This window comes from Pedobacter sp. GQ55 (genome assembly GCF_059758925.1).
In genome coordinates, this window is the sequence record NZ_JCAXEI010000001.1 from 579968 (window position 1) to 604133 (window position 24166).

22 protein-coding genes and 1 pseudogene are annotated in these 24166 nt (G+C 41.6%); 8 read left to right on the forward strand and 15 right to left on the reverse strand.

Annotated elements, in window-relative coordinates:
• Window positions 1–175 precede the first annotated feature (175 nt).
• Window positions 176–1183 carry a bestrophin family protein gene (locus AC6CH7_RS02385; RefSeq protein WP_498261164.1) on the forward strand — a complete coding sequence of 336 codons (1008 nt, stop codon included), beginning with the start codon at window positions 176–178 and terminating at the stop codon, window positions 1181–1183.
• 716 nt (window positions 1184–1899) lie between these two features.
• On the opposite strand, the gene AC6CH7_RS02390 is transcribed toward AC6CH7_RS02385, so the two are convergent.
• From AC6CH7_RS02390 to AC6CH7_RS02435, 10 genes are all read right to left on the reverse strand, one after another.
• The gene (locus AC6CH7_RS02390; RefSeq protein ID WP_498261165.1) at window positions 1900–2721 is read right to left on the reverse strand and encodes an alpha/beta fold hydrolase; all 822 of its coding nucleotides are present in this window, start codon (window positions 2719–2721) and stop codon (window positions 1900–1902) included.
• A gap of 66 nt (window positions 2722–2787) precedes the next feature.
• Window positions 2788–3303 carry a DsbA family protein gene (locus AC6CH7_RS02395; protein ID WP_498261166.1) on the reverse strand — a complete coding sequence of 172 codons (516 nt, stop codon included), beginning with the start codon at window positions 3301–3303 and terminating at the stop codon, window positions 2788–2790.
• A 31-nt stretch (window positions 3304–3334) separates the two neighbouring features.
• Window positions 3335–3649, reverse strand: coding sequence for a redoxin domain-containing protein (locus tag AC6CH7_RS02400; RefSeq protein WP_498261167.1), 315 nt, complete (start codon window positions 3647–3649; stop codon window positions 3335–3337).
• A 24-nt stretch (window positions 3650–3673) separates the two neighbouring features.
• On the reverse strand, window positions 3674–3820 hold the full coding sequence (locus tag AC6CH7_RS02405) for a hypothetical protein (protein WP_498261168.1): 147 nt from the start codon (window positions 3818–3820) through the stop codon (window positions 3674–3676).
• Window positions 3821–4029: 209 nt separating this feature from the next.
• A complete protein-coding gene (locus AC6CH7_RS02410) occupies window positions 4030–5970 on the reverse strand; it encodes a sigma 54-interacting transcriptional regulator (protein ID WP_498261169.1) in 1941 nt (646 codons plus the stop codon).
• Window positions 5971–5983: 13 nt separating this feature from the next.
• Window positions 5984–8110, reverse strand: a complete 2127-nt coding sequence (locus AC6CH7_RS02415) for a tetratricopeptide repeat-containing sensor histidine kinase (protein ID WP_498261170.1) — start codon at window positions 8108–8110, stop codon at window positions 5984–5986.
• A 211-nt stretch (window positions 8111–8321) separates the two neighbouring features.
• Window positions 8322–9314, reverse strand: a complete 993-nt coding sequence (locus AC6CH7_RS02420; protein WP_498261171.1) for an alpha/beta fold hydrolase — start codon at window positions 9312–9314, stop codon at window positions 8322–8324.
• Window positions 9277–10284, reverse strand: a complete 1008-nt coding sequence (locus tag AC6CH7_RS02425) for an MBL fold metallo-hydrolase (RefSeq protein ID WP_498261172.1) — start codon at window positions 10282–10284, stop codon at window positions 9277–9279. Before AC6CH7_RS02425 ends, AC6CH7_RS02420 begins: the two co-directional genes overlap by 38 nt.
• 35 nt (window positions 10285–10319) lie before the next feature.
• Window positions 10320–12107: an amidohydrolase gene (locus AC6CH7_RS02430; RefSeq protein ID WP_498261173.1), complete on the reverse strand. Its 1788-nt coding sequence runs from the start codon at window positions 12105–12107 to the stop codon at window positions 10320–10322.
• A gap of 19 nt (window positions 12108–12126) precedes the next feature.
• On the reverse strand, window positions 12127–12909 hold the full coding sequence (locus AC6CH7_RS02435; RefSeq protein ID WP_498261174.1) for an alpha/beta hydrolase: 783 nt from the start codon (window positions 12907–12909) through the stop codon (window positions 12127–12129).
• Between the two features lie 549 nt (window positions 12910–13458).
• On the opposite strand from AC6CH7_RS02435, the gene AC6CH7_RS02440 reads away from it, so the two are divergent.
• Both AC6CH7_RS02440 and AC6CH7_RS02445 read left to right on the forward strand, forming a co-directional pair.
• Entirely contained in the window at window positions 13459–14748 is a 1290-nt protein-coding gene (locus tag AC6CH7_RS02440) for an alginate export family protein (protein ID WP_498261175.1), read from the forward strand.
• Window positions 14749–14942: 194 nt separating this feature from the next.
• A complete protein-coding gene (locus AC6CH7_RS02445; RefSeq protein ID WP_498261176.1) occupies window positions 14943–15284 on the forward strand; it encodes a TfoX/Sxy family protein in 342 nt (113 codons plus the stop codon).
• A 99-nt stretch (window positions 15285–15383) separates the two neighbouring features.
• Here AC6CH7_RS02445 and AC6CH7_RS02450 read toward each other — a convergent pair whose 3' ends face one another.
• Both AC6CH7_RS02450 and AC6CH7_RS02455 read right to left on the reverse strand, forming a co-directional pair.
• Complete coding sequence (locus AC6CH7_RS02450; protein ID WP_498261177.1) at window positions 15384–15560, reverse strand: hypothetical protein; 177 nt, start codon at window positions 15558–15560, stop codon at window positions 15384–15386.
• 76 nt (window positions 15561–15636) lie between these two features.
• Window positions 15637–16719, reverse strand: coding sequence for a calcium:cation antiporter (locus AC6CH7_RS02455; protein ID WP_498261178.1), 1083 nt, complete (start codon window positions 16717–16719; stop codon window positions 15637–15639).
• 187 nt (window positions 16720–16906) lie between these two features.
• Between AC6CH7_RS02455 and AC6CH7_RS02460 the strand changes: the two genes are divergently transcribed.
• Window positions 16907–17377 carry a carboxymuconolactone decarboxylase family protein gene (locus AC6CH7_RS02460; RefSeq protein ID WP_498261179.1) on the forward strand — a complete coding sequence of 157 codons (471 nt, stop codon included), beginning with the start codon at window positions 16907–16909 and terminating at the stop codon, window positions 17375–17377.
• 125 nt (window positions 17378–17502) lie between these two features.
• Here the strand turns inward: AC6CH7_RS02460 and AC6CH7_RS02465 are convergent.
• Window positions 17503–18311: pseudogene (locus AC6CH7_RS02465) on the reverse strand (serine hydrolase domain-containing protein).
• A gap of 149 nt (window positions 18312–18460) precedes the next feature.
• On the opposite strand from AC6CH7_RS02465, the gene AC6CH7_RS02470 reads away from it, so the two are divergent.
• Entirely contained in the window at window positions 18461–19510 is a 1050-nt protein-coding gene (locus AC6CH7_RS02470; RefSeq protein ID WP_498261180.1) for a VHL beta domain-containing protein, read from the forward strand.
• 340 nt (window positions 19511–19850) lie between these two features.
• Here the strand turns inward: AC6CH7_RS02470 and AC6CH7_RS02475 are convergent, their stop codons facing one another.
• Entirely contained in the window at window positions 19851–20621 is a 771-nt protein-coding gene (locus tag AC6CH7_RS02475) for a hypothetical protein (protein WP_498261181.1), read from the reverse strand.
• A 136-nt stretch (window positions 20622–20757) separates the two neighbouring features.
• On the opposite strand from AC6CH7_RS02475, the gene AC6CH7_RS02480 reads away from it, so the two are divergent.
• On the forward strand, window positions 20758–21282 hold the full coding sequence (locus tag AC6CH7_RS02480; RefSeq protein ID WP_498261182.1) for a glycosyl-4,4'-diaponeurosporenoate acyltransferase CrtO family protein: 525 nt from the start codon (window positions 20758–20760) through the stop codon (window positions 21280–21282).
• Window positions 21283–21394: 112 nt separating this feature from the next.
• Here the strand turns inward: AC6CH7_RS02480 and AC6CH7_RS02485 are convergent, their stop codons facing one another.
• Window positions 21395–22270: an AraC family transcriptional regulator gene (locus tag AC6CH7_RS02485; protein ID WP_498261183.1), complete on the reverse strand. Its 876-nt coding sequence runs from the start codon at window positions 22268–22270 to the stop codon at window positions 21395–21397.
• Between the two features lie 155 nt (window positions 22271–22425).
• On the opposite strand from AC6CH7_RS02485, the gene AC6CH7_RS02490 reads away from it, so the two are divergent.
• Together AC6CH7_RS02490 and AC6CH7_RS02495 are read left to right on the forward strand one after the other, a co-directional pair.
• Complete coding sequence (locus AC6CH7_RS02490) at window positions 22426–23241, forward strand: phytanoyl-CoA dioxygenase family protein (RefSeq protein WP_498261184.1); 816 nt, start codon at window positions 22426–22428, stop codon at window positions 23239–23241.
• 350 nt (window positions 23242–23591) lie between these two features.
• Complete coding sequence (locus AC6CH7_RS02495; RefSeq protein WP_172660846.1) at window positions 23592–24161, forward strand: adenylate kinase; 570 nt, start codon at window positions 23592–23594, stop codon at window positions 24159–24161.
• Window positions 24162–24166: the final 5 nt, after the last annotated feature.

Here is a 24166-nt window from a genome sequence, read left to right on the forward strand (position 1 = left end):
AATAACCGGATCCCCTTGCATGCCACCATTGTTCAGATTGACAACAACCTGCCTGTATTTAATTTTGGAGATTAACTGGCCCGACGTTAGTAGTTTAAAAATATTATTGTAGATACAAGAGAAATGCCTCGCAATTGTTATTTTAGAGTTGAGTTTGACTTAAAAGGTTTTTAACATGAATATTGGTAAACGCTACAGCTTAAAAGAGTTTGTGATTTGGAGCCGAAGGGATATCTATAAATGTTTCTTTCTATCATTAATTCCGACACTTTTGTATAGTTCAGGATGGAAATTTTTAGCGATTTCTTGGATGCCAGTAGCGATGCTCGGAACAGCAGTAGCATTTATTGTCGGATTTAAAAATAATGCAAGCTATAATAGACTGTGGGAAGCCAGACAAATTTACGGGTCTATCATAAATAATAGTAGGAGCTTTGCGGTCAAGGTCCGGGATTTTTTAGAGGGTAATAACGATGTTAATGTGATATTAATGTTCAATAGGCATATTTCCTGGCTTACCTTTCTTCGATACCAGCTACGTGAACCCCGTAACTGGGAAACAATGGACGAATTGCGTTATAAAGAATACCAATCCGCCATTTTTAAAATACCGGAAAGAGAGAAGTCTCTAGAGGACGCATTAGAAAATCTGCTTAGTAACGCTGAGATGGAATATATACTTGGGAAAAAGAATCGTGCTGTGCATGTTTTGTCGCTTCAGTCAATTACCATAAATCAACTTCGTGTCGAAGGGAAAATAAGTGATATACAGCAATTGCAGTTGCAGCAGGATGTTGATTCATTTTATGAACAGCAGGGAAAGGCTGAGCGAATCAAGAATTTCCCATATCCGCGAAATTTTTCGTCAATTACTACCTACCTGCTTTACATGTTTGTTTTGCTACTGCCTTTTGGACTATTAAAGGAATTTACCCATCTTGGAGATGGGACAGTACTTGAAAATTTTACCATTTATTTCATAATTCCATTCTCGACAATTATCGGTTGGGCTTTTCTGACATTGGATGCTGTTGGAGACAGCTCGATAAATCCATTTGAAGGAAGTGCCAATGACGTACCCATTACTCAGATTAGTAAAATGGTTGAAACAGATCTAAGGGAAATGCTGAACGAAACAGAATTGCCTGAAGCGGTAGGTCCCATCAATAACATTGTAATGTAAGGCTTGGGGTTATTATTCAAATACTGCATTGCTTGCCCAATCGATAACCCTGTTTGAAGTGAAGCCCAAACTGAGTTCGTATAATAATTAATTAAGATGGCTCTCGTTGGTCTTTATCAGATCAATCGTTGGTTTTTTATTAAGAAAATATAAATACAGGAGGCAATGAAGAGCAAAATTTTCAAAGATCAAGAACTGCCTAACGCATCGGCTAATAAGCTTACCCCTTCTCAATAAAGGTTATGAAAGTGAAAAGGGCAGGTCTTTGCTGGTCAAATCTGGATCGGTTTTCCAATTGCTTTCTTCTATATCGTTGATTTCAGCGGGCTGATTAGATAATTAATACCTGGAGAGATTTTTTATACGCTTTGGGTAGTTGAATAATCGTTTTTTGTGAATCTTAAGCAGGCATTGATGCAAAATATTTTTGTGGGATAAAAGTCTGTTCAATTAAATGCAGTTCTCAAAGAACTGCATTTATCGTGGTCATCGTGGCGTGTATTCGAATCATTTTTCTTGACAATTTTGCTGAAATGGGAGATGTTGCAAAGAAAAAATAGACCTATTAATTAAACCAGCATAGGAATGTTACACCACTTTCTATAGCAATTTTTTGTTAATTTCAAGCAATCGCAAAGTCTAAGATTTAAGCTTGCTTATCACTAGCTATGATTAAAGGTTCGGTACTTATTTAAACAAGCAAAATCGGATTTAGTTTAAGATTGAATAAATTCTAAGATATCTTTATTAATTATTGCTGCTTCAGTAGTTGGCATTCCATGAGGAAATCCCGGATAGGTAATCAATTTGCCGTTTTTAAGTAATTTAGCTGATTTTACGCCGGCATTTTGATAGGGTACGATCTGATCGTCCTCACCATGCAATACCAATACTGGAACATCAACTGCTTTTAAATCTTCAGTGAAATCTGTTTCAGAAAATGCTTTGACACATTCGTAATGTGCGAGTATACTTCCCATCATTCCCTGTCGCCACCAGTTTCTCCGTATTCCATCTTTCACAACTGCACCTTCTCTGTTATACCCATAAAAAGGGATTGTCAAATCGATATAGAACTGTTGTCTATTGGTGAGGGTTTCATTTCTGATATTATCGAACACTTCGATTGGAACACCATCAGGATTTGCTTCACTTTTCACCATTACCGGCGGAACTGCACTGATCAATACGGCTTTGGCAACTCTGTCTTTGCCGTATTTATTTACATATCTGATTACTTCTCCACCACCGGTTGAGTGACCTATGTGGATCGCGTCTTTTAAATCTAAAAATTCCGTCAGTTCGGCGACGTCAGCAGCGTAGGTTTCCATCTCGTGACCTGAAGTTATCTGGCTTGAACGGCCGTGACCTCTTCTGTCGTGAGCGATCACTCTGTAGCCTTCGCGTAGGAAAAACATTATTTGTGCATCCCAATCGTCTGCTGATAAAGGCCATCCGTGGTGAAACATAATGGGTTGCCCTGTTCCAAGATCTTTGTAAAAGATTTCTGTTCCGTCTTTTAATTTTAGTTTACTCATGTTTTCTGGAGTTTAAAGGTTATTAAAATGATTTATTTATCTTAACACTTATTTAATCATATAAATTCAGTTTGAATTTTGGCTTACTAAATGAAATAAATCTGCTGCACCACCACTAAATTTCGCCCCATTGACAAAAAATGAAGGCGTCCCGTTCACACCGCTAATAATTCCGCTTTCGAAATCAGCATCTATCCGATTAGCTAATGTTGATTTTTCCAAATCTGTTTTGAATTCCTCAATATTTAAGCTTATTTTTTCTGCCAATTCTAACAGTAAACTTTCATTCAGATATGCTTGATTTTCATAAATGGCATCATGCATTTCCCAGAATTTTCCCTGCAATGCAGCGGCTTCCGCTGCAAGTGCTGCAGGTCGTGCATATTGGTGTATCTCGGAGAGTGGGAAGTTTCTAAAAACGAATTTGATCTGCGATCCGAATTGGCTCATCAGTTCTTTTAGTAGGGGATAGACATCCCCGCAATACGGACATTGGTAATCTCCATATTCTACAATGACTAAATCGGCTTCCAGATATCCTTGTACATGATCAGTATTGCTAACCGCTGGTCTTAGTGACATAATTATTTTGTTTTAAGTGTTTCCAAAGCTGCTAACCGTATTTTTTCGCTGTTTCTCCTTTAGATTCAAAATCAGCCAGTAAAGGGAGATGCAAGTTTCTGGATTGTGAAAATGCCAAATGACACCATTTGCTATCTACTGAGATCCCGAAAATCGCTGCATCATATTTTTTGAAATATTTTAGCGTTTCGTTGTACAGTGCCATCTGATCACTGCAAACAGGACTCCAGTCAGCCGGATAAAATGCGAGGATCACATTCTGTCCTTTGAATTCTGATAAAGTGATTTTTTGGTCCGGCGTCGCAAATAAAGTAAAATCGGGAGCAACATCATTTTTTTGTAGCATGATATTAGTTTTTAGGGTTAAGTTCTAAATGGTATGGTTGATAAGGTAAAAGAGTAACAATAGTGTAGGAGCACCAGAGAATAGTTTGCTGAAAAAAACGTATGAAAGGGCAGCGAGTGCACCTGAGAAAGCGTGAGGGGTAATCACAACAGATGCACCTTGGTTTTTCATAGGCCCTTTGTTTGATATGATTAAAGTTAACCATCTTAAACGTTTTTTGGATAGTTTATTTCAATAATTAGAAGCATACATTTAATTTGTGCGCTGAACCACTTTTCTGAAAATATACCAGATGTTATTGCTTGTATATTGCACTTAGATAAAAATACCGAATTCAAATTCATTATATTATGGCTATAAAAAACGACGTTCACTCATGATCAGCCGCCTACATGTTTACGGGTGATACCTAGCCGTTTCATTTTCGAATTAAGAGTGGTTGAGGGCAGATTCAGTAGTTCGGCTGCTCCACCAGGTCCGGAAATGCGTCCGCCGCATTTTTTAAGTACATTCAGTATATACTCTCTTTCATTATCATCTATCGTTTTTATCCTCTGATTACCAGCTGAGGAAACCGAATCGAGTTTTGCAGCCGGTAGTTTTATTGCTTCAATCACATTTCCACGGCTAAGCAATACGTGTCGCTCGATAAGGTGCTCCAGCTCACGAATATTCCCCGGCCAGTCATAATTCGAAAGCTCATTCAGTGCCTGTAACGATAAGCTCATTTCTTTTTTACCCGCACGCTCAGCATACTTACTTACAAAAAAATCAGTCAGTTCGGGTATATCTTCTTTCCGGTCTCTGAGTGCGGGAAGTTCTATCGGGAAGATATTTAGGCGGTAATACAGATCTAGCCGGAACTTACCTGAGGCAACTTCCTTTTCTAAATTGCAATTGGTCGCGGCAATTATCCTCACATCTACCTTAACGGTTTCTTTTCCTCCCAGCCTTTCTATCTCCTTTTCCTGCAGTACGCGTAGTAATTTTGATTGGGACTCCAAAGACAGTTCGCCTATCTCATCCAAAAAAATAGTGCCGCCGGAGGCCTGTTCAAATTTGCCCACCCGCCGTTCAACAGCACCGGTAAATGCACCTTTTTCATGCCCGAATAATTCCGATTCGATCAGGTGTGCAGGCAATACTGCACAATTGACCACCACGAACTGTTCTTTGCTGCGCAGTGACCGCAAATGGATAGATTTAGCAAACCTTTCCTTACCCGTCCCGCTTTCCCCAAGTATCAACACAGAAGTTTCCGTGGGGGCCACCAAGGTAAGATGATCAAGTGCTGTGAGTAAAAGATGGCTGCTGCCGATCATGCCATCAAATCCTTTTTCCAACACCGGTAGACTGTCTTTCTCCGAGGATTCTACCCGATTGCCAGGGGTTAAGCTTTTATGGCTTGTCAAAAGTCCTTCAATGGTAAGGGACAATGACCGTTGAAGTTTGTTGACAAGGGCAAGATGCCCGTTATTGTAAATATCACTTTTGCGACTGTAGAACGAAAAGATAAATCCGGGCCTGCCGGTAACCGGTACATACATGATCAGGTTCGATCTCATTTCAAACGAATTTGACACAAATCTTTTTGCCGGGTTGGCCTTACAGCGTTCAATAAAGTCCCGATTGTTATACAGTGCAGAAAAAGTATCGTCTGCTGAGGCCTCTTGTAATTTTATCAGCCTGGCTTTTGGTAATCCCGAAATATTCATCAGCTCATCCAACCCTATTGCCTGATAATCATTAAAGCCGGTGCGCATATAGCTAATCCCATTGTAGGGCAGACTCTCTAAATTTTTCATGCCTACGGTTAGGTAATCAAACGGCAGATAAGGTTGCAGGGTCTTGGCTATTTTCAGGAATTTTTCGCTCCATTGATTTTTTTCGGCCAGAATATCGGTTAGTGCGCTTTGCAGTACCTGTTCATTAGCAGCTTTAGTCAACATGCTTTGTTCATGCAGGTATTGTGCAATTTCCAGACTCACCAGCACATCTTTTTCCCGGAAAGGCTTCACCATAAAACCGTAAGGCTGGGTAGCTTTGGCTTGTTCCAAAATCTTTTGGTTTGAGTTGGCCGACAGATAAACAAAGGCGATCTGCTCATCTTTCAACTGCTCTGCCAGGTCAATTCCTGACAGCTCGCCTTTTAAATGAATGTCAAGCAATACTAGTTGTGGCTTTTGTGTCGCGATGATCTCTCTGGCTTCTTCTACCGAATCGGCAATATCACAAACATCATAGCCGGCTTTCTCCAGCATGATTGACAGGTCATTTGCTACAATGAATTCGTCCTCTACAATTAATATTTTCTTGCTCATGATCATAGTTTGTTCAGGCGTTAATAGTTTCCGTGGTCTTCTGCTGCGCAAACACCACGTTGATGGTAATTCCATCATCGTTTTTAACCGAAAAGCTACCGCTTAATTGTTTGCTAAGCCCGCGCATCAGGCTCATTCCGAGTGTTTTGCTTTTAGAAATGTCGGTGTTTACTGCAAGGCCGATCCCGTTGTCACGTATGGTTAACCCGTACCGGCCTTCGCTCAATTCGACTAACCTTATGGAAATCATACCTTCGCCATTATCAGCGAATGCGTATTTAATTGAGTTGGTGATTGCCTCGTTCAAAATAAGTCCAAGAGGAACCGATTTGGTAAGGTCGAGTTCAATGGGGTCAATAGCTATCTCAAACCTGATTCTGCCCTGGATATCAAAAGTTCCACTTAAATATTGTACCAGATCGCTGATATAAGCTGGCATATTCACCCGTGCCAGACTATCAGACTGATAAAGCTTTTGATGAATCAGGGAAATAGACTGCATGCGATGCTGGCTTTCCCTGATGGCATTATAGGCAACTTTATCATTAAGGAAGGAGGATTGGGTATTTAATAAGCTGGTCACGATCTGCAGATTGTTTTTTACCCGGTGATGAATCTCCTTCATCAGCCATTCTTTTTCCTCAAGCAGGTTATCCTTCTCGGCTATCAGGTCGGTTAAAGATTGATTCTTGAGGTTGATTTCTGATTGCTGCAGTTGCAACTGCCGGTTTACCCGTTGCTTTGACAAATACCGGTTATAGTTCAAACCAAGTAATAAAGCGAGTAATATAACCCCTGCAATGCTGAGTTTTTGTGTAGTTTGCTGCTGTTTAATGTTAATTGCCTGCAATTGCGCCTGCTGTTTGAGAATTACGATATTATCCTGCTTGGACTTAATTTCCTGATCCTTTTTCTCGGTCTGGTACTGTATTTCCAGCTGGGCGATCTGCCTGGTTTTTGTTTCATCAAACAGAAAATCCCGAAATTTGATGTATTGCCTGTAGCTCTTATTTTCCCTTAGATAATCCCCCTTTGCCGAGTCTATTTCATACGCCATCCTATATGCATTGAGCAATATATTGTTTTGTTTGTTTGCCCTACCCATACTTTCATATCTTGTATTGTATAGCCGGGCTTTCTCATAACTCTTAACAGCCATAAAAAACATGGACAGGGTCTGGAGCAGTACCGCCTGATTTGCATCATCTGTGTCAAGATGGGATTCCAGCTGAAGTAAATTGTCAGCATATTTTCTTGCTTCACTGTATCGTTTCAGAGGAATTAAGGAACCAAGACAGGATACATTAATCATGATTCGGTTAGCCACATCCCTGGGGTGATAGTTCTTTTCGGTTTCCTTCATCAGCTGATAACTTTCCAATGGCCTGTTTGAACTTTTGAGCGCATCGGCTACATTATAGCTGAGTATTATGATGTAATCCAGGTTCTTATTTCTTTTGGCGTTGGTTAATGCTTTCTCAAAATATAGCAGAGATTGCTCATATTTTTTAAGATTGAAATAAGTGAATCCCACGCTGTTAAGGACCGTGCACAGCATCAGGCTGGTGTCGCCGGCCTTTTCGGTTGCCCGCACAGCGAGTATACCATACTTAAGTGCCTGGTCATAATTCCCCATCTGCGTATGAAAAGTCGATATCATATTATATAAGCCCTGTAAATCGGTTTTATGAATAGACTGGTATAGTGACAGTGATCTGGTAAATGCATGTGAAGCTTTTGAATGCTGCCCCTGCTTCCAGTAGAAATCGCCGAGTATACCCAGCGTAGCGGCGGCCCGGTCGGTAATCCTGGCTTGATTAAAAAGTGTTAAGGCCCGCTGATAGTAAGCAATCCTTGGCGCATAACCAGGACCATTAAAAAATGCATAATAATTTTCCAATGTAAGCCAGGCCTCAGCGGCTTCCCTGAGCTGCCGGTTCTTTAAATAAGCGGCAATCCCTTTGCGTATATGGGCATTGGCTCTGGCACTGTCGTTTTTTAACCTCCATACCTCGGCTGATTCCATGTAAGCATCACCGGTACTTTTAGTAGGTATAGGCTGAGCCTGTAAGGACCCCGGCAGGTAGAAATACAGTAAAAACAGCGCGAGCGAAAACCGCATACAATTTATCTTATTCATAATCCTTGCTTACATACAGGTTCCGACTCAAATTAGAACCCTTAAATTTAAGAAATTGTACGCTAGGGATTTCGATAACTATCTAACTTTATTGCTTAGGTTATATCATAATTATTGACCCTATTTCGCTATTTTACGAGAAAGGGCTTTTGCTGACTGCAGGCAAAGAAATACCGTTGTCGGTAAGCACAACGGTATTTCGCTGATTGTTTTATTTCAGGAAAAAATTCAGGAGGTCCTTTTGAACCTGTGCGGTCTGCTCCTGTACGATCCAGTGCCCGGAATCTTTAATGATTGACTCCTGTACATTGGTAGCGACAAGTTTGCTGTGAGCTGCCAGAAAAGCCCCTGCAAAATGATCAGATCCCATAGCCAGTACCGGCATTGGCAGTTTTCTTTTCGCAAATTCCACATTGTCCGTTGCATCCTGGCCGAACTGTCCAAACCATTGAAAGGCGCCGGTTGTTGCTCCGGGAACCGAATACGCTCTGATAAATTCAGCGGTTTCTGCCTTTGTGAAGGCGTTTTTTTGAAACCCTACCGTTGGCCAGAAGTCAGTAAAGAATAAGCCAACTTTACCCGAAACGAGCTCCCCCGAATGTGGCTGCCCGAAAAATCCAAACCACCATGCCTGGGCTTTTACTTGGCTCCATACCGGTTCAATGCCTGGTAATAGGGCATCCATCAGCGCCAGTTTCTTCACTTCACCGGGAAATTGAGCTGCGTAGGCATAGCCCACCATCAGGCCGATATCGTGACCGGCCAGATTAATGTTCTTGTACCCGAGCTTTTTAACAAGTTCGTGCATATCCACAGCCATGTTCTTTTTGTCATAGCCTCCTGTAGGTTTACCAGATTCTCCTACTCCACGCATATCCGGCGCAATAACGGTAAAGTGTTTGGAGAGCTCGGGCAACAGCCTGTTCCACATGTACCAGTTCTGGCCGAATCCGTGGATCAACAGCAGGGGTTCTCCTTTGCCTCCGGAAACGTAATGAATTTTCACGCCGTTCACTGTAGCATAATGATGTTTAAAATTAGCCGGCGGATTGGTAGGAGTAATCGTGGCTGATGAGCTTTCAGTAAGGACCATCAGTAGTAAGGCCAGCACCAGGTGCCTGATTGTTGTGATTGTTTTCATGATTTTTATTTTAAAATGTGAATGGTTATTTTTTTCTGTTCCCCGAGATATCTTTATAGGCATTAGGCAGGTTAAAGTTGTAGTGCAGCCAGTCAAAAAGCACATACCCTTTGTCGTATGCTTTCATTTTCACCACCTGTTTTGTCTGTTCCAGGGTCAGGCCCTTATCTACCGCTGCCTCCACTTCTTTTTTCAGATCCTGGACGTAATCGATGGTGTATTTTATACCCGATTTGGTAGTAATTTCTCCATGACCGGGAATAACCACGGCATCCTGGGGAAGGAAATCATACATCTTTTTCAAGTTTGCTGCCGGCTCTAAAAAGAAGCCATCAAATAGCCAGGGTATAGCCGGGCTTTCTGCAATAAAAGGGTTACCTGCCCAGAATACTTTTTGGTTTGCCATCCACACAAACAGATCTGCCGGGGACTGGGCGGTACCCACGTTCAGCAGCTCAACAAGTTTGCCTTCACCTAAATCAATTCTTAAGTTACTGTTTTTAGGGATCAGGACATCAGCCGGACGGTAGACTGCATCTTCTATACCTCTTCCGGCGCCAAACAAGTTCACCATGAATTGCCTAATACCTTGGAAGTTTTTTGCCAGATTTTCATTTGCAAAATCATTTTGAATGATGAGCGTAGATTTTGGAAGCAGGTAGTTGCTGAAACAATGATCACCATGATCGCTGGTGTTCACCGCATAAATGATGGGTTTGTCAGTCACCGAGCGGATGAGCCTGATCTGCTGATCGTATAATCGTTTAGTGAGCATCACTTCTATCATCAAGACACCTTTTTGGCCAACAATGAAGCCTCCTGTAGTGGCCTGGGGAATACCTTTGAGTGTTTCGGATGAGGCAGTTTCCGGGATAACGGCGTAGATATCCGTGTTGATCTTCTGTAGTTTCAGGTTTACCTTATTGGCATCCCATATAGGTATCTGGGGTGGCATCGATTGGGCAAACAGGTTGTCGGTGAGGCAAAGCAATATTGCGCAAAGCCCTGACAGAGTTGAAATTAGCTTTTTCATTTCGTTCGTTCTTTAGTTTTTAATGTCCTTGTCGCTTATTTTTGATAGCCGCCAAAGTACTTTACCGGTGACCACGACGGAATCACTTCAGGAATTGGAGGGTTTAGCGCAGCGTAGCCGCCTGCAGCGTAAACCACTTTTCCGTTCAGGATGGTCATTAGCGAGGTTATTGTTTTCAATTTCTCTGGGCCTGCAGTGAAATAATCAGCTGTGAGGATGGTCATATCTGCATACATCCCTTTGATGAGTTTTCCTTTAAGGGCCTGGTCACCGGAAAACCATGCGCTGCCGGAGGTATAAAGTTGCAGTGCGGTAAATTTATCCAGAACCTGTGTTTTGGGCCAGAACTGCATACCGCCAATTGTTTTACCGGTGAGCAGCCAGTGGATGGCCATCCATGGGTTGTAAGTGGAGATACGGGGTGCATCTGTACCCATGCCGACGGGAATGCCCATGGCCAGCATCTTTTTTATAGGCGGGAGCTGTGTTTTAGGCTGTCCATACATTTTGGTGTACAATTCTCCCTGAAAATACATCCGGAATTGCACCGCTACACCGCCACCCAGGGCTTTAACGCGTACCAGCTCGTCATCTGTGATGGTTTCTGCATGATCAAAAAACCAGCGTAAACCATCAAAAGGGGTATCCTTGTTCACCTTTTCAAAGACGTTCAGCATTCTGCCGATAGACTCTCCATAGGTAGCGTGCAGGCGGAATGGCCAGCGGTTTTTCACCAGTGTCCGGATGATGGGTTCCAGATCGGCTTCCATTTCCGCTGACAGTTGTACGCGGGGTTCCAGGAAATTTTCAAAGTCTGCGGCAGAGGCCACCAGGTGTTCCCCTGCGCCTTCCATATTATACCCGTTGGCCATCATTAGATGGTCGTTTTTCCTGGGGTATGTTTTCAGGATCCATTTTTCATAATCCTGAAGTTCAGTCCCTTTTTGTTGTGCAAAGAGAAAATAGGCCGTCCTTACGGTCAGTCTGCCGGTTTTTGCCAGCGTAAGGGAAGCCTGATAATCCTGATCATAGTGTTGCGCACCTCCGGCAGCATCACTCACACTGGTGATCCCAAAGCTGTTGAGCTCCCTGTAAAAATGTTCGGAGCTATTGATCTGTTCCTGGGCGCTAAGCGTGCCGGTAAGGGCGAGTGTCCGGTAGATCGCCATAGGTGTTTGCCTGGCGTACAACAGGCCTGTCGGCTGCTCATTTTTATCGAGTTCGACAACGCTGCCAGGGTAGCTGGTGTTTTTGTTATAGCCGAGTACTTCGATGCCTTTTTTGTTTAAAAATGCTTTTCCATATAGGTAGGTAATGAATACCGGCTTGTCCGGTACCGCTGCGTTGATCTCCTCAAGGGTTGGCTGTCTTTTTTCTTCAAACTGAAATTCATTCCAGCCGCCAACCACTTTGACCCAGGCTCCTGCGGGCGTTCGAGCTGCCTGTTCTTTGAGCATCTGTAAAGCGCGTTTTAGGGTTTTCACTCCATCCCAGCGTAATTCCATATGGTAGTTGAGTCCTTCGCGGATGGCATGGATGTGACTGTCGTTTAAACCGGGAATCACCGTGCTGCCCTTTGCATCGACGAGTTTTGTCCTATTGTCTTTATAGGCTTGCAGGATTACCCGGTTATTACCTGTAGCCAGGATCAGACCTTTTTCCATGGCTATAGCCTGTTTGAATTCTCCTGGTTTTGCCATGGTGGCAATTTTACCATTATAGATGATCAGGTCAGCTTTTTGCCGGGCATCCGCGGTAGTGGCAGCTGCTACAAAAAATAGCGGTAAACTCAGTCTTTTAATAAGATAAAATAAGGTTTTCATACTTAATTGCTTTAGTGTTCTAAATCTTTGTAAGCCAGTTCAAAATAAAGTCGGCATGCTGTTGCCATCCAGGTTGCCCTAGCACAAAATGGTTGCGCCCGGAAAACTCTTTATAATCGGTTACCGATTGGCGGTGGCTGTACTTTCTGTAATTGGCGTAGTTCAGTGAAGCCGGGATGAAGCGATCCGCGCTCCCTGAGATGAAAAGCAGCGGGACATGGGGCATGGAGAAATCTATTTTAGCTGCACTTGTTGTAGCATCTCTGACCAATAGTTTTGATTCAGGGGTCAGCAGGTTGTAGTAGGCTTCTTTCTGTGCTTCGTAGGACATGCCATTGGTGAATGCGTACTGCCACTGGGCAAATGACATGAGATAGGTTTTTTTTGTGTCTGTAAAGAAACCCAGTGCCGGCCAGCCTGCTTTATAAAACGAAAATTTAAAGGTAAAAATTCCCTGAGGCTGCAGGGAATGCACAGCGATTCCTGCAGCTGCCATACCTTTTTGAACCAATAACTGGGTGATGAGCCCGCCCATAGAATGACCGATCAAAATCGGCTTTTCAGGCAACTGTGCGAGGATGTCCTGGAAGTAGGTGGTCAAGGTCTTCAAACGCTGACTTGCGACATTAGCATCCGGATGCCGCTGGCGCAATGTACATGCCGAGGCTTCCTTATGTGGCCAGGCAGGAGCTAAAGTCTCGTATCCCTGTTGCTGGAAGAAGACTGACCATTGGTCCCAGCAGTCACTGCTCACAAATGCGCCGGTGATAAAGACAATGATGTTGGATTTTGAAGTTTTCATATTCGTTGTTTTGCTGGATCGTTTATGGCAAGCCATAAACCGAGAATACAACTTGTTGATACATAGATGTTTTTGGTTTTGTGGTGTTTTTTGAATAACGCTATTTCGTCAACTGGCGAAGCAGAAACAACGATATCCGGTAATTGGGAGCGTTGTGCCTCAGTATATCCTTACCCATGGCTGTCTGGTGGATTCACCGGCAATAACGATATATCATAAAAAAACCGGATTGATTCCGAAATATAGCAAGAGCCTTCATTAGCGTTTCGTTTAACAAGTTGATAGTAAGATTATTATGAATTCGGTTTCAGTCTTGGTCATTGTGAGGGGATTACTTACCAATAATTCTCTGTTATGAACTTATCAATCAAACAACATCTTGAGAGCAGCATGAGTGCAATAATCGTCGATGCCGGGAAAAAACGACTTGCCGCACCTGTCATCAGCCGGCGTTCGCCAGAAATTTCCCAGAATAGGAATAGATACTGTCAAGGGCCGCTAGTGGCACAACCATGTAAACCAATCAAACATTTAAATCTAAAATTTAAGATGATGAGAACCTGCATTACTTTTCTTTTCCTGTTTCTGGCCTATGCCGGATTGGCGCAGGATACGACTGCAACACCTCCCAAAAAGAACTTGCATTACAGTGTTGGCGGAGAAGTCCGTTATCAATATTTCTATTTCAAGAACCAGGACTGGGGCGAGGCGCCCCCGGACAGAGATGGCTTTGTACTGGCCCGCTACCTGGGGCATGCAGATTTCACTGTGGGGAAACATTTAAGGGCTTTTGCAGAATTGCAGAGCAGCTTATCAAGTGGTCAGCTGGAGCCACCATCGCCGGTGGATGAAAATACACTGGATATTCATCAGGCATTTATGGAGTACTCAGGGCTGTTAAAAACAGGAAAAGAATTAACCATACGAATGGGCAGGCAGGAACTAAGCTATGGATCACAACGATTGGTGGCGGTCCGTGAAGGCCCCAATAATCGGCAGTCATTTGATGCAGCCAAGGCGGTCTATGCCACAAGGAATATAAAAATTGACCTCTTCTATGCCAATTATGTGGTCGCCAGAGCCAATATTTTTGATGACCGGTTCAGCAATGCTACACGGTTCTGGGGTTCATACGGCACGTTTAATGGTGTGTCCCTGATCAAAAATCTGGACCTGTATTATTTAGGTATCCGTAAAAACGTCGCCTTTTTTGATGACGATAAGGGACCCGAGACGCGGCATTCAATCGGTGCAAGGGCATGGAAAAATACACCGGGGTGGCGGTATGACATTGAAGGACTGTATCAATTCGGGAGATTTAATGCCAGCAGCATTTCTGCCTGGACCCTTTCATCCAATATTTCCTATACTTTTTCGCAAGCCAGATTTACCCCGCAGGCCGGATTGAAGATAGAGGCGATCAGCGGGGACAAAAACGATAACGATGGAAAGCTAAATACTTTCAATCCACTATTTCCCAGAGGTGCTTATTTTGGTTTGGCCGCTTTGATCGGGCCAAGTAATTTGTTTGATGTTCACCCTTATGTTCAGCTTAACCTGAGTAAGCAGGTCGTCCTTGCTGTAGACTACGACTTGTTCTGGCGAATGAGCAGCAGCGATGGCCTGTATGCTGTAAATGGTAAGCCTATCTATAGTGGCAAGGCAGGTGCTTCAAAACAGATTGGTCGTCAGCTGGGCGCTTCCCTGGAATTTTCTTTAGGAAAACACTTTGATTTCAGGCAGGAGCTTACCTGGTTTAGTGCAGGAAGCTATTTAAAGCAGGCAGGCCCAGGTAAAGATATCTTAATGACGGGAAGCACCCTTAGATTTAAATTTTGATGGAACTTGGCGCCTCCCCCAACCAGCGCAGCAAGTCTCCGGATCGCCCGTTGATGCCATTAATGCTATGAGCTGCGATCTTCATCGCTGAAAGGTCCGTCGGTAGGCAGCAGTTGTCATTCAGGAATTCCTGAATTTTTTGCTCTAACAGAGAAGTAGTATTTTTACCATAGAATTGAACTTAAAAATAGATCATGGGTTATAACGAACGATTAGCGGATCGTGTTCGCGAGCTACTTGTGGACAGGGACGATGTGACAGAAAAAGCAATGTTCAGCGGGATTTGCTTTATGGTTGAGGACAAGATGTGTATATGCGTGACCAGCACGGGGTTGCTATGCCGTATTGGAGCAAGTAAAGCAGATGAAAAATTGGAAGAGAGCAATTGCCGGCAAATGATCAACAATGGACGAACCATGAAAGACTTTGTCTATGTAGATGATACTGATGTAGAGAAGCCACAGGAGCTGAGGTATTGGCTGGATCTCTGCCTGGAGTTTAATCCACTGGCCAAATCCTCCAAAAAGAAAAAATAGGTCTGGTATAAATTTGTGGAGTAGATAATTAAACTAAAAGCGCCTGCTCAAATTAATGAGCAGGCGCTTTTAGTTAGGTAATCAGCCTAAGTTATTTTTTTATTGAGTCACAGCGGTATCGATAGCAGCTGTATCAGTTACAGTAGTGTCCATAGTGGTCATAGAAGAATCAGTCATTGTAGAATCTGTAGCATCAGCTTTTTTTTCTGATGTACAAGCGGCAACTGATAAAGATATTGCTAAAGCTAAAAAGCCAAATTTGAATAGGTTTTTCATAATAATTCTGTTTTAGATACAAGTTTTGTTCATTTCTTAATACCCTTAACCTAAAAAGGTAACCCATTTAAATAAATTACGGGGCTATAATAGTGAAAAGATAAACCGCAAATATGACCAGTAAAACCACTCCCTGTAATATATTAGTTTTGCCGGTAGCCAGTGAAAGCATGATTGTAAATTGTGCTAGCAAGAGTAGTACCGTTGCCTTCATGTCAATTCCTAACGTAATGGTCATTCCTGTTACCATAGATACGATTGCCACAGCTGGAATGGTTAAGCCAATACTAGCCAGCGCAGATCCTAACGCGAGGTTCAGACTTGTTTGTAAACGGTTCTTTCTAGCTGCACGGTATGCTGCGAGCCCCTCTGGTAATAATACTACTGCAGCAATGATGACCCCTACTAATGACTTCGGCGCTCCAAAGTTGATTACGGCATTTTCTATATCGGGTGCCAGAGCCTTTGCCAACAGCACTACTATACCGAGGCATAAAAGCAATAAAAAGGTACTCAGTAACGCAACCTTATTAGTTGGCGGTTCAGCGTGCACCTCTTCGTCACCATCCGCATCGGGAGGTAGAAAGAAATCGCGATGTCTGATGGTTTGAACCATTACAAAAGCGCCATATAACACCAGGCATACTATAGCTACAAAGATGAGCTGGGTAGAGGTGTATTCGGGACCTGCCTTACTGGTGGTGTAATTTGGAAGAATCAGCGTTAGTACCAGTATTGCGGTAAGCGTAACCACCGCCGCACTTACTCCTGGTAGGCTAAACACCTGTTCTTTAAACTTGGCTCCGCCTACGAGTAAGCATAAACCGATAATTCCCGTTAAAATAATCATCACTGCAGCCAGAACTGTATCCCGTGCAAGTGCAGCGGTATCGGGGCCACCTGTTAGCATTAAAGAAACAATCAGCGCAACCTCAATAACGGTAATGGCAAGCGCCAGCAGCAAAGTGCCAAATGGTTCGCCAACGCGATGCGCAACAACTTCAGCATGATGTACAGCGGCAAGTACTCCAGCAATGAGTACGGCTGCGAGAAAGAATGTATAGAAAATCCCCAGATCCAGCGAACTGCCAAAATAGGCAAGCCAGGCTATGATAGGAGATAGAATGGTCCATAAAGGCACTGGCAGTTTTTTGCTCATAAATTTGGGTTTAAATGAAATTACATGATTCTATAATAAGCTCACCCAATATAGAAAATAACAAACTGTTTGGGGTGATGAAAAACAATTTAAAAAAATATTTATTCATGTGTGTCCTATTTCCGAAATCTCAATTGTCATAGCGGTATAAAACAAATATTGTATTACAATTTAGATCAAAAGGAAAATGGAACAAAGAATCAATTTATTCGCAAAAGGACAGAATGCTATAAAAGCAATGTATGGTTTAGGAAGTTATCTTGCTAAATCTCCTGTTGAAAAGAAACTTTTACACTTGATTTATTTTAGGGTATCTCAAATTAATGGATGTGCATTTTGTTTGGATATGCACTCTAAAGATTTGCATGTAGAAGGTGAGACCGAGCAGCGACTGTATGTATTGAATGCATGGCGTGATGCTCCGCTGTATACCGCCCGTGAGCGTGCTGCATTGGCATGGGCTGAAGCGGTAACAAGGATAACAGGAGGTGATGTTTCTGATGAAGTATATAGTGAAGCGATACAGCAGTTTACTGAAGAGGAACTGATAGATTTGACAATAGCAGTAAATACGATTAACAGTTACAATCGCCTTAATATTGCTTTTCGTACTCCGGCAGGAGATTATCAGCCGGGTGCATTTGCGGTAAAAGCTTAATAGGGTATTATTTCGTCATTTTCTTTATATTCACTGTTTAACATACAGATAATGACGACTTTTAACTTAACAAGAAGCATGTTCTTAGGAGCATGCTTTGTTTTGCTTTCTCCTTTTGTAAAATCTCAATCACTAGAAAAAGTTCCTGTCGGTGAATGTAGGGTAGAGCTTCCTGCATGTACTCGGTTATAGGGATAAACCGGACTTGGCACAATACGCCCATTGCCCCCTAGATAGTGTGGACTGGTTTGGAGTGCAGAATTAGTTTTAGGGCCAAGAAAAGTAGTGTGCGTCATTCCACAAGGATTAAAAATATGGATCTGCATATAATCTTCGAATACTACACCAGAGACGTTGCTAATGACTTCTGCCAGCACATCATAAGCCATATACTGTAAGCAAAATCCTGTCCGGGCGTACTAAGAAGTACGTCATGAGAAATACTGTCTTTAATGTAACGTTCACGTGCCTCTGCATCATACTGCGGGCTTTTCCAGCCATAATCTGCCACATCCGGGAAGCCAGAAGTATGGCTGAGCATCTGGCGGATCGTAACCTGTTTGTAGCGGGCGTCAGCCATCTTGAAATAAGGAATATAAGTCGTTAGAGGTGCATCCAGTTTCAGTTTTCCAGTTTCCGAAAGTTGCAGAATGGCCAAGGCTACAAATGGTTTTGAAAGTGAGGCCATGTGAAAAATGGAACTGGTTGTAACCCCTTCGGGCTTACCCAATTCTTTTTTACCATATCCTTGGGCATATATTGTTTGTCCATCTTTAATAACTCCTATGGAAAAACCGGGGAGCTGTAAAACAGACAGTGCTCCTGTGAAAAGGGAATCAAGCCTTTCTGGTTCTGTTTGCAGAAAATGGGTGCTTTGAGCGACGCAACCTGAATAATAAAAAAGAAGAAATGGAATGAAAACCAGCTGCTTCATGAAAAATATAGCTTGGAAATATTAAATGTAGTATAAATTACCTAGTCCTTGTAAACTCTATCACTTTTGGTGTTATTATTCGTTCACTTTGATAAACTTCTTTCCTTACTGAGAAAAATTGTAAATTCAAGTCTTATACCGCTATCGAAATGTTTATCTCTTCAAAGTCAGGGCTGTTTCTTTTCATAAGTTGCTTGTTTAGCAGTAGTTCTTTTGGACAACTAAAAACGATCCAATGGGATACTGTACAACAAATAACCCCACCATACCAGCAATTTTATTCAAAATATCTAAACAGTGGCGGCATACCCATCCGTTCAGCAGAAGTCGTGAAGGATAGCGCATTGATTATTGCATCAAAGAAGCTCAACATGATGTTGAGAAATCTTCCCATTGCCCGGCAAAATCTAATTGCACATGGTGCTGAACTACATATTATAGGTAAAGATCAACAAACTTCAGACCTGCCAGAATTCAGACACATGAAAGGGGTGCCGTTTGAAGATAATGGCAACATGACAGACATAGATAAGCGCACCAGAGGTCTTGGTGGATTATATGCTTCCTGCGGAGAAGAAAACTTGCTAAATTTACCCAACGACCGTTATGGCGGTGGCAACGATATCTGCATACATGAATTTGCACATACCTTAATGTCTTTTGGTCTTGACAGCGTTTTGCAGAATAAAATAGCCATTCAATATAAATCATCTATGGGCAAGGGGTTATGGAAAGGAGCATATGCATCGACCAATGAACAAGAATATTGGGCTGAACTGACAAACTGGTATTTTGGTGGTCGTGGTTCCGCTGTGCCTGGCCAAGAGCACACTCCCGGCCCAGAGTGGTTACAATCTTATGATCCGGGGGGCTATAACCTATTAAATATAATTTATACAGGCCAGATATCACCCGGTCTTATTAGTAAAAAAACACAAATTGTAGCTGAAGGTATACCATCAGGAAATTCGGCTCAATCATCAATGCTGGTCATCGTAAATAATTCAACTAAGAAATTAAAAATCTCATGGATAGATTGGGAAGGGAAAAGTGTGTTTTACGCAGATGTTTTGCCATCAACCATTTTTAATCAGAGCACCTTTTACACACACGTCTGGCGAATTGATGATGATCATGCTCCTATTTATATAAAGATTTTCGATCCTTTGTGTGAAATTAAATTTAGAAAAGATTATTAAAATCGTAGTTTACCTATTCTTCGCCAATTTTGGTGATAGGGTAAATTTGGAATGAATTTCGATAGTAGAATATCGCTTACATCGCTAGGTGAATAATGTATTTTGTTTAGCTATTAAAGGAGATTGTGTTTCACTACCAAAAGACGAAGAACCATCAATACGGAATAGTCGAAATGCTCGACATGGAGGACGAAATATCCCCCATTGGAATCGAATTGCTTGACATTAAAATCAAAATTAGCGACAAGCATGCCGAAACGTTCGACAAAGACACCTAGCATGGAAATATTAAAGCTGTGCCTCAAATATGAATACCCGATCTTTTTGGATAAGCAGGAACCTAAACATCAAAAAAACTTAAGAAGCTTTGCTGTGATCCATTTTGTTCATAATAATAGCAGAATAAGATCAGCTTCGTGGATTTTGTCAGTGGTTTGTCTCGTTTACCATCAAGCCTTAGATTCGTTTTTATGCTTTTAAAGACTAGCTTGTTTAGCTTTCCGTTTTGAAATTTTTTGAGCTGTTTGATCTTAGCAATCGAGAGATCAGGATTCACATCTACCTGAAATACGGCGAAGCCGTTCCCATTTTTATAACCTTTGAATGAACCAATCTCACTATTGTGTGCACGGATCAAAGAAGGGTTGGGGTTAAAAAACTTATGGTCGCTAAGAAATGCAATCGCGCCTTCTCTTAGTTTAATTGTATTGCCCCAATTCTTTGCAGCATTTGGATACTCAACAGGGTCGAAGTACTCGTCAACTTGCATGCTGCCAGAACAGAACCCAAAACTTAACACTCCCTGCCATGTACTTGCAAATATGATCCAGGTTGAATTTTCATCTGGTAGAAAGCTACAGGAACTATTAAGTGAACTCATGATCTTGATCTTACTCAGCTGCTCACCTTTATATAAGTTGATGATTTCTATCACCGCATCATGATAATCCGAATTTGTTGAATCCGATGTTATTTTGATGATTTTAGCTTTTGCCACAAATTCAGACCGCTGGAAATTATTGACCACACCCTCATTGGCACATGAGCAGGCAAATAAGCTTGACGGGAAGAGAATGATAAGGATGCAAAATAAGAGTCTGGATTTTATCATAGCATTTAGGAGTTTGTTGGAACAATGATGATTGCTCATCTTCATTTCCATAAAAATCGTCATTTTTAAATAGATTAAAAAGCGTGCGTTTTCCTATCTCGCGGTTTAGACAGGATTTGACTAACTTGGCGCTACGATGCTCAACCAAATAATAAACCTGTTTTGGACTATACTCTCATTCGCGATACTCGGTGTTTATTGGGGCCGGTATTTTGCGGAACAAAGATCACCGTTGGTACTGGCCGTATTTATTGTTCTTAGCATATTAATTTACGCAATACCCAACCGATGGCTCAGAACATTAAAATTAAGTAACGAAAAAAAAATCTACGAGCGCATCGGAGTGAAATTGCTGGTGTATATTGTGCAAAATGGGACTCTGGTCAACCGCATTCAAAGAAAATACCACAAAAAATCAGGCATGATTCATAACCGTAAACAGGCGGAGAAATATCTCAAGACTATTGTCATGCAGGAAAAGTTTCACTACTGCTGTTTTGCGTTATTTTTTCTAACCACCGTTAGCGCATTTTTTGTCGGAAAACCTGGCATGGGGCTTTTGATCATGCTTTGCAATATTTTATATAACGTCTATCCAATTCTACTCCAGCAATATAACAGGCTGAGGATCGATAGATTGTTAAGTCATGGTAAGAAGTAACATCCCAGAGCGAATCAAACTAACGGCATGCAGCATACTGACTTCAATTTCCCTGGCTGCATAGTATGCTTTGGCGAGTACCTGGGCTTTTACCTCAATATCTAGAGAAGGGTCAACCAACCAGGACTGAAATATCTTTCCTGAATTCCTTGCGGTATTTTAAGGGACTAAGCTTCATCTTTCTTTTAAAAAGCTTATAGAAATGGGATAGGTCGCCAAAACCATTCTCAAAGCAGATATCAGAGATAGATTTATCTGAATTTACAAGTTGTTGAATGGCGTAATTTATTCGGTAGTCGGTTACTGTTTCTATAAAAGTTTTTTTTGTGGTTTTTTTGTAGTACTTGCAAAAGGCATTTGGGGTCATGTTTACTAAGGAGGCCGCCTGATCAAGCAAAATCTCATCCTTGTAATTGTCAATAATATACCCCAGAACGATATTGATTCTTTCTGTTTTCGCTGACTGATGCGTCTTTGTTTCTTGTTTATCAAGTAATTTGTATTCTTTGGAAATGGCGAGGGTATATAAGATTTCTAAAAATTCTATGAGCCGCTTAAAAGAATTTGGTTGTTTAGCCAAAAGAATTAATCTTTTGGTTATTTCCTCTGCAGTATGGTTTAAAAACTGTATTCCATGCTTGCTTCTTTCCAGTAGATGTAATATTTGAGCCAGCTCTGGTTTGGCCAGGAAATCTGCACCTAGAAAATCATTGTTAAATTGAATCACCACTGATGCAACATCGTTGTCTTCTTCTTCGTTGTTTTCAATTTTCCAGCAGTGGGGTAGGTTTGAACCTATAAGAACCAGATCACCGGAGCTGTATATATCCATATGATTGCCAACGTAGCGATTACCCTTACCTTTTACAATAAGGGTAAGCTCATGTTCCGGATGAAAATGATAGGGCGCGGTAAACTCCGTGAATTCACGAAGGAGAAAGGAATTATCATTATACGGGTCTAATGCTTCAAATGCAGCTCTTGCCATGTTAATTGTTTCATATTCTCATAAAGTTATTGGTTAATTCTTGTAAATGGATAAAAAAAACCATTAAAAGGCCAATTTACTCCTTTTGCAGACTAGGGATAAACAGTTATTTAGTAATTGAAAATACCAAATGTAAACCTAAATCAAATAGAGCCATGTCGACAATTGAATTGCCTGAATTAGATCAGTATCGTGAAATAACTTATGCACAGGCTTCAGCGTTCCGTCAGAACGGACATGTTTTAATCCCAAATGTACTTGATGCGGAAGAAGTGATTATTTACAGAGATGTAATAAAAGAAGCCGCTGCTAAGTTCAATACTGAAAAGAGAGATTTAGCCGAAAGAGATACCTACGGGAAAGCTTTTTTGCAGATCATGAATTTGTGGGAAGTGGATGAACAAGCGAAGAAATTTACGCTTGCCAAACGTATGGGTAAGATTGCGGCAGACTTACTTGGCGTAGAAAATGTACGTATTTATCATGATCAGGCCCTGTTTAAAGAACCTGGCGGTGGGCCCACTCCATGGCATCAGGATCAGTATTATTGGCCTTTAGATACGCATAATACCGTCACCATGTGGATGCCTCTGGTAGATATTAATGTAGAAATGGGTATGCTAACCTTTGCTTCTGATTCTCATAAAAAGGGGGTCGTGTTTAATTATGAAATCTCTGATGAATCGGAAGCGGAGTATGAAAAATATGTAAAGGATAATGCTTTCCCCATAATGCGTTCATCGACGATGAAAGCCGGAGACGCAACCTGGCATTATGGCAATACGATTCACAGTGCTCCCGGTAACCAATCTGATGTTATGCGAGAGGTAATGACTATTATTTATGTCGCTGATGGCGCAAGAGTGGCTGAACCTAAAAATAGCTGGCAGGTAAATGACCGTGAGCGTTGGTTGATGAATGCAGCTATTGGCGATTTGGTGAAATCAGAAATTAATCCACTGGTGCTTTAAGGCAATCTATCCCCTTTAGGAAAGATTTAGTCGGCCTGTATTGATCCCTGACAAGGGTTATTTGTAAAAAAATCAATATAGTAAATTAATAATTATATATTTGCAGGCTAAAAAGTAACCTTCTTTTCTCGGTATTTGTTGAGATTAATGAATTGAGAACTGGAGAGTTATCACAACTGATTTAATAGGTATAAGTAAATTATTTTGAATGGTTAAATCTCTATTTGTAGAAGTTAATTTTATTAGATCTTCAATAAATTTCTTAGAGATTTTTAACTGTGAATGTATAAATAACAACCAAAAGCCTTACTGCTTGCGCAGAAGGCTTTTTAACTTTAAAGACAACCCGAATGCTTAATTTTGTTCTCTTTGGCCCACCGGGTGCAGGCAAAGGCACCCAATCAGAAAAATTAATTGAGAAGTATCAGTTAATTCACATTTCAACAGGCGACCTTTTTAGGGCCCATATCAAAAATCAATCTCCTTTGGGGCAACGCGTAAGCGCCCTGATTGCAGAAGGACAACTTGTTCCTGATGAAATTACGATTGCTATGCTGGAAGAAGAAGTTGATAAAAATCCAAATGCTAAAGGATTTATATTCGATGGTTTCCCTCGTACGGTACCTCAGGCTGAGGCGTTAGATGAGTTTTTGGAGAGCAAAGGAAGTTCAATTGCTGGCGTAATTGCACTTGATGTGGATCAGCAGGAGCTAACCAAGCGTATTGCACAAAGACAAATTGAGACAGGTCGTGTTGATGATCAGGCTGATAAATTACAAAAACGTATAGAAGAGTACTTCAGCAAAACAATTCATGTTTTGCCTTATTATGAAGGACAAAATAAGCTAAGTAAAGTGAATGGCATCGGAAAGATCGATGATATTTTTGCTGATTTAAGCGCTGTAATAGATAAATACTAGTTCAA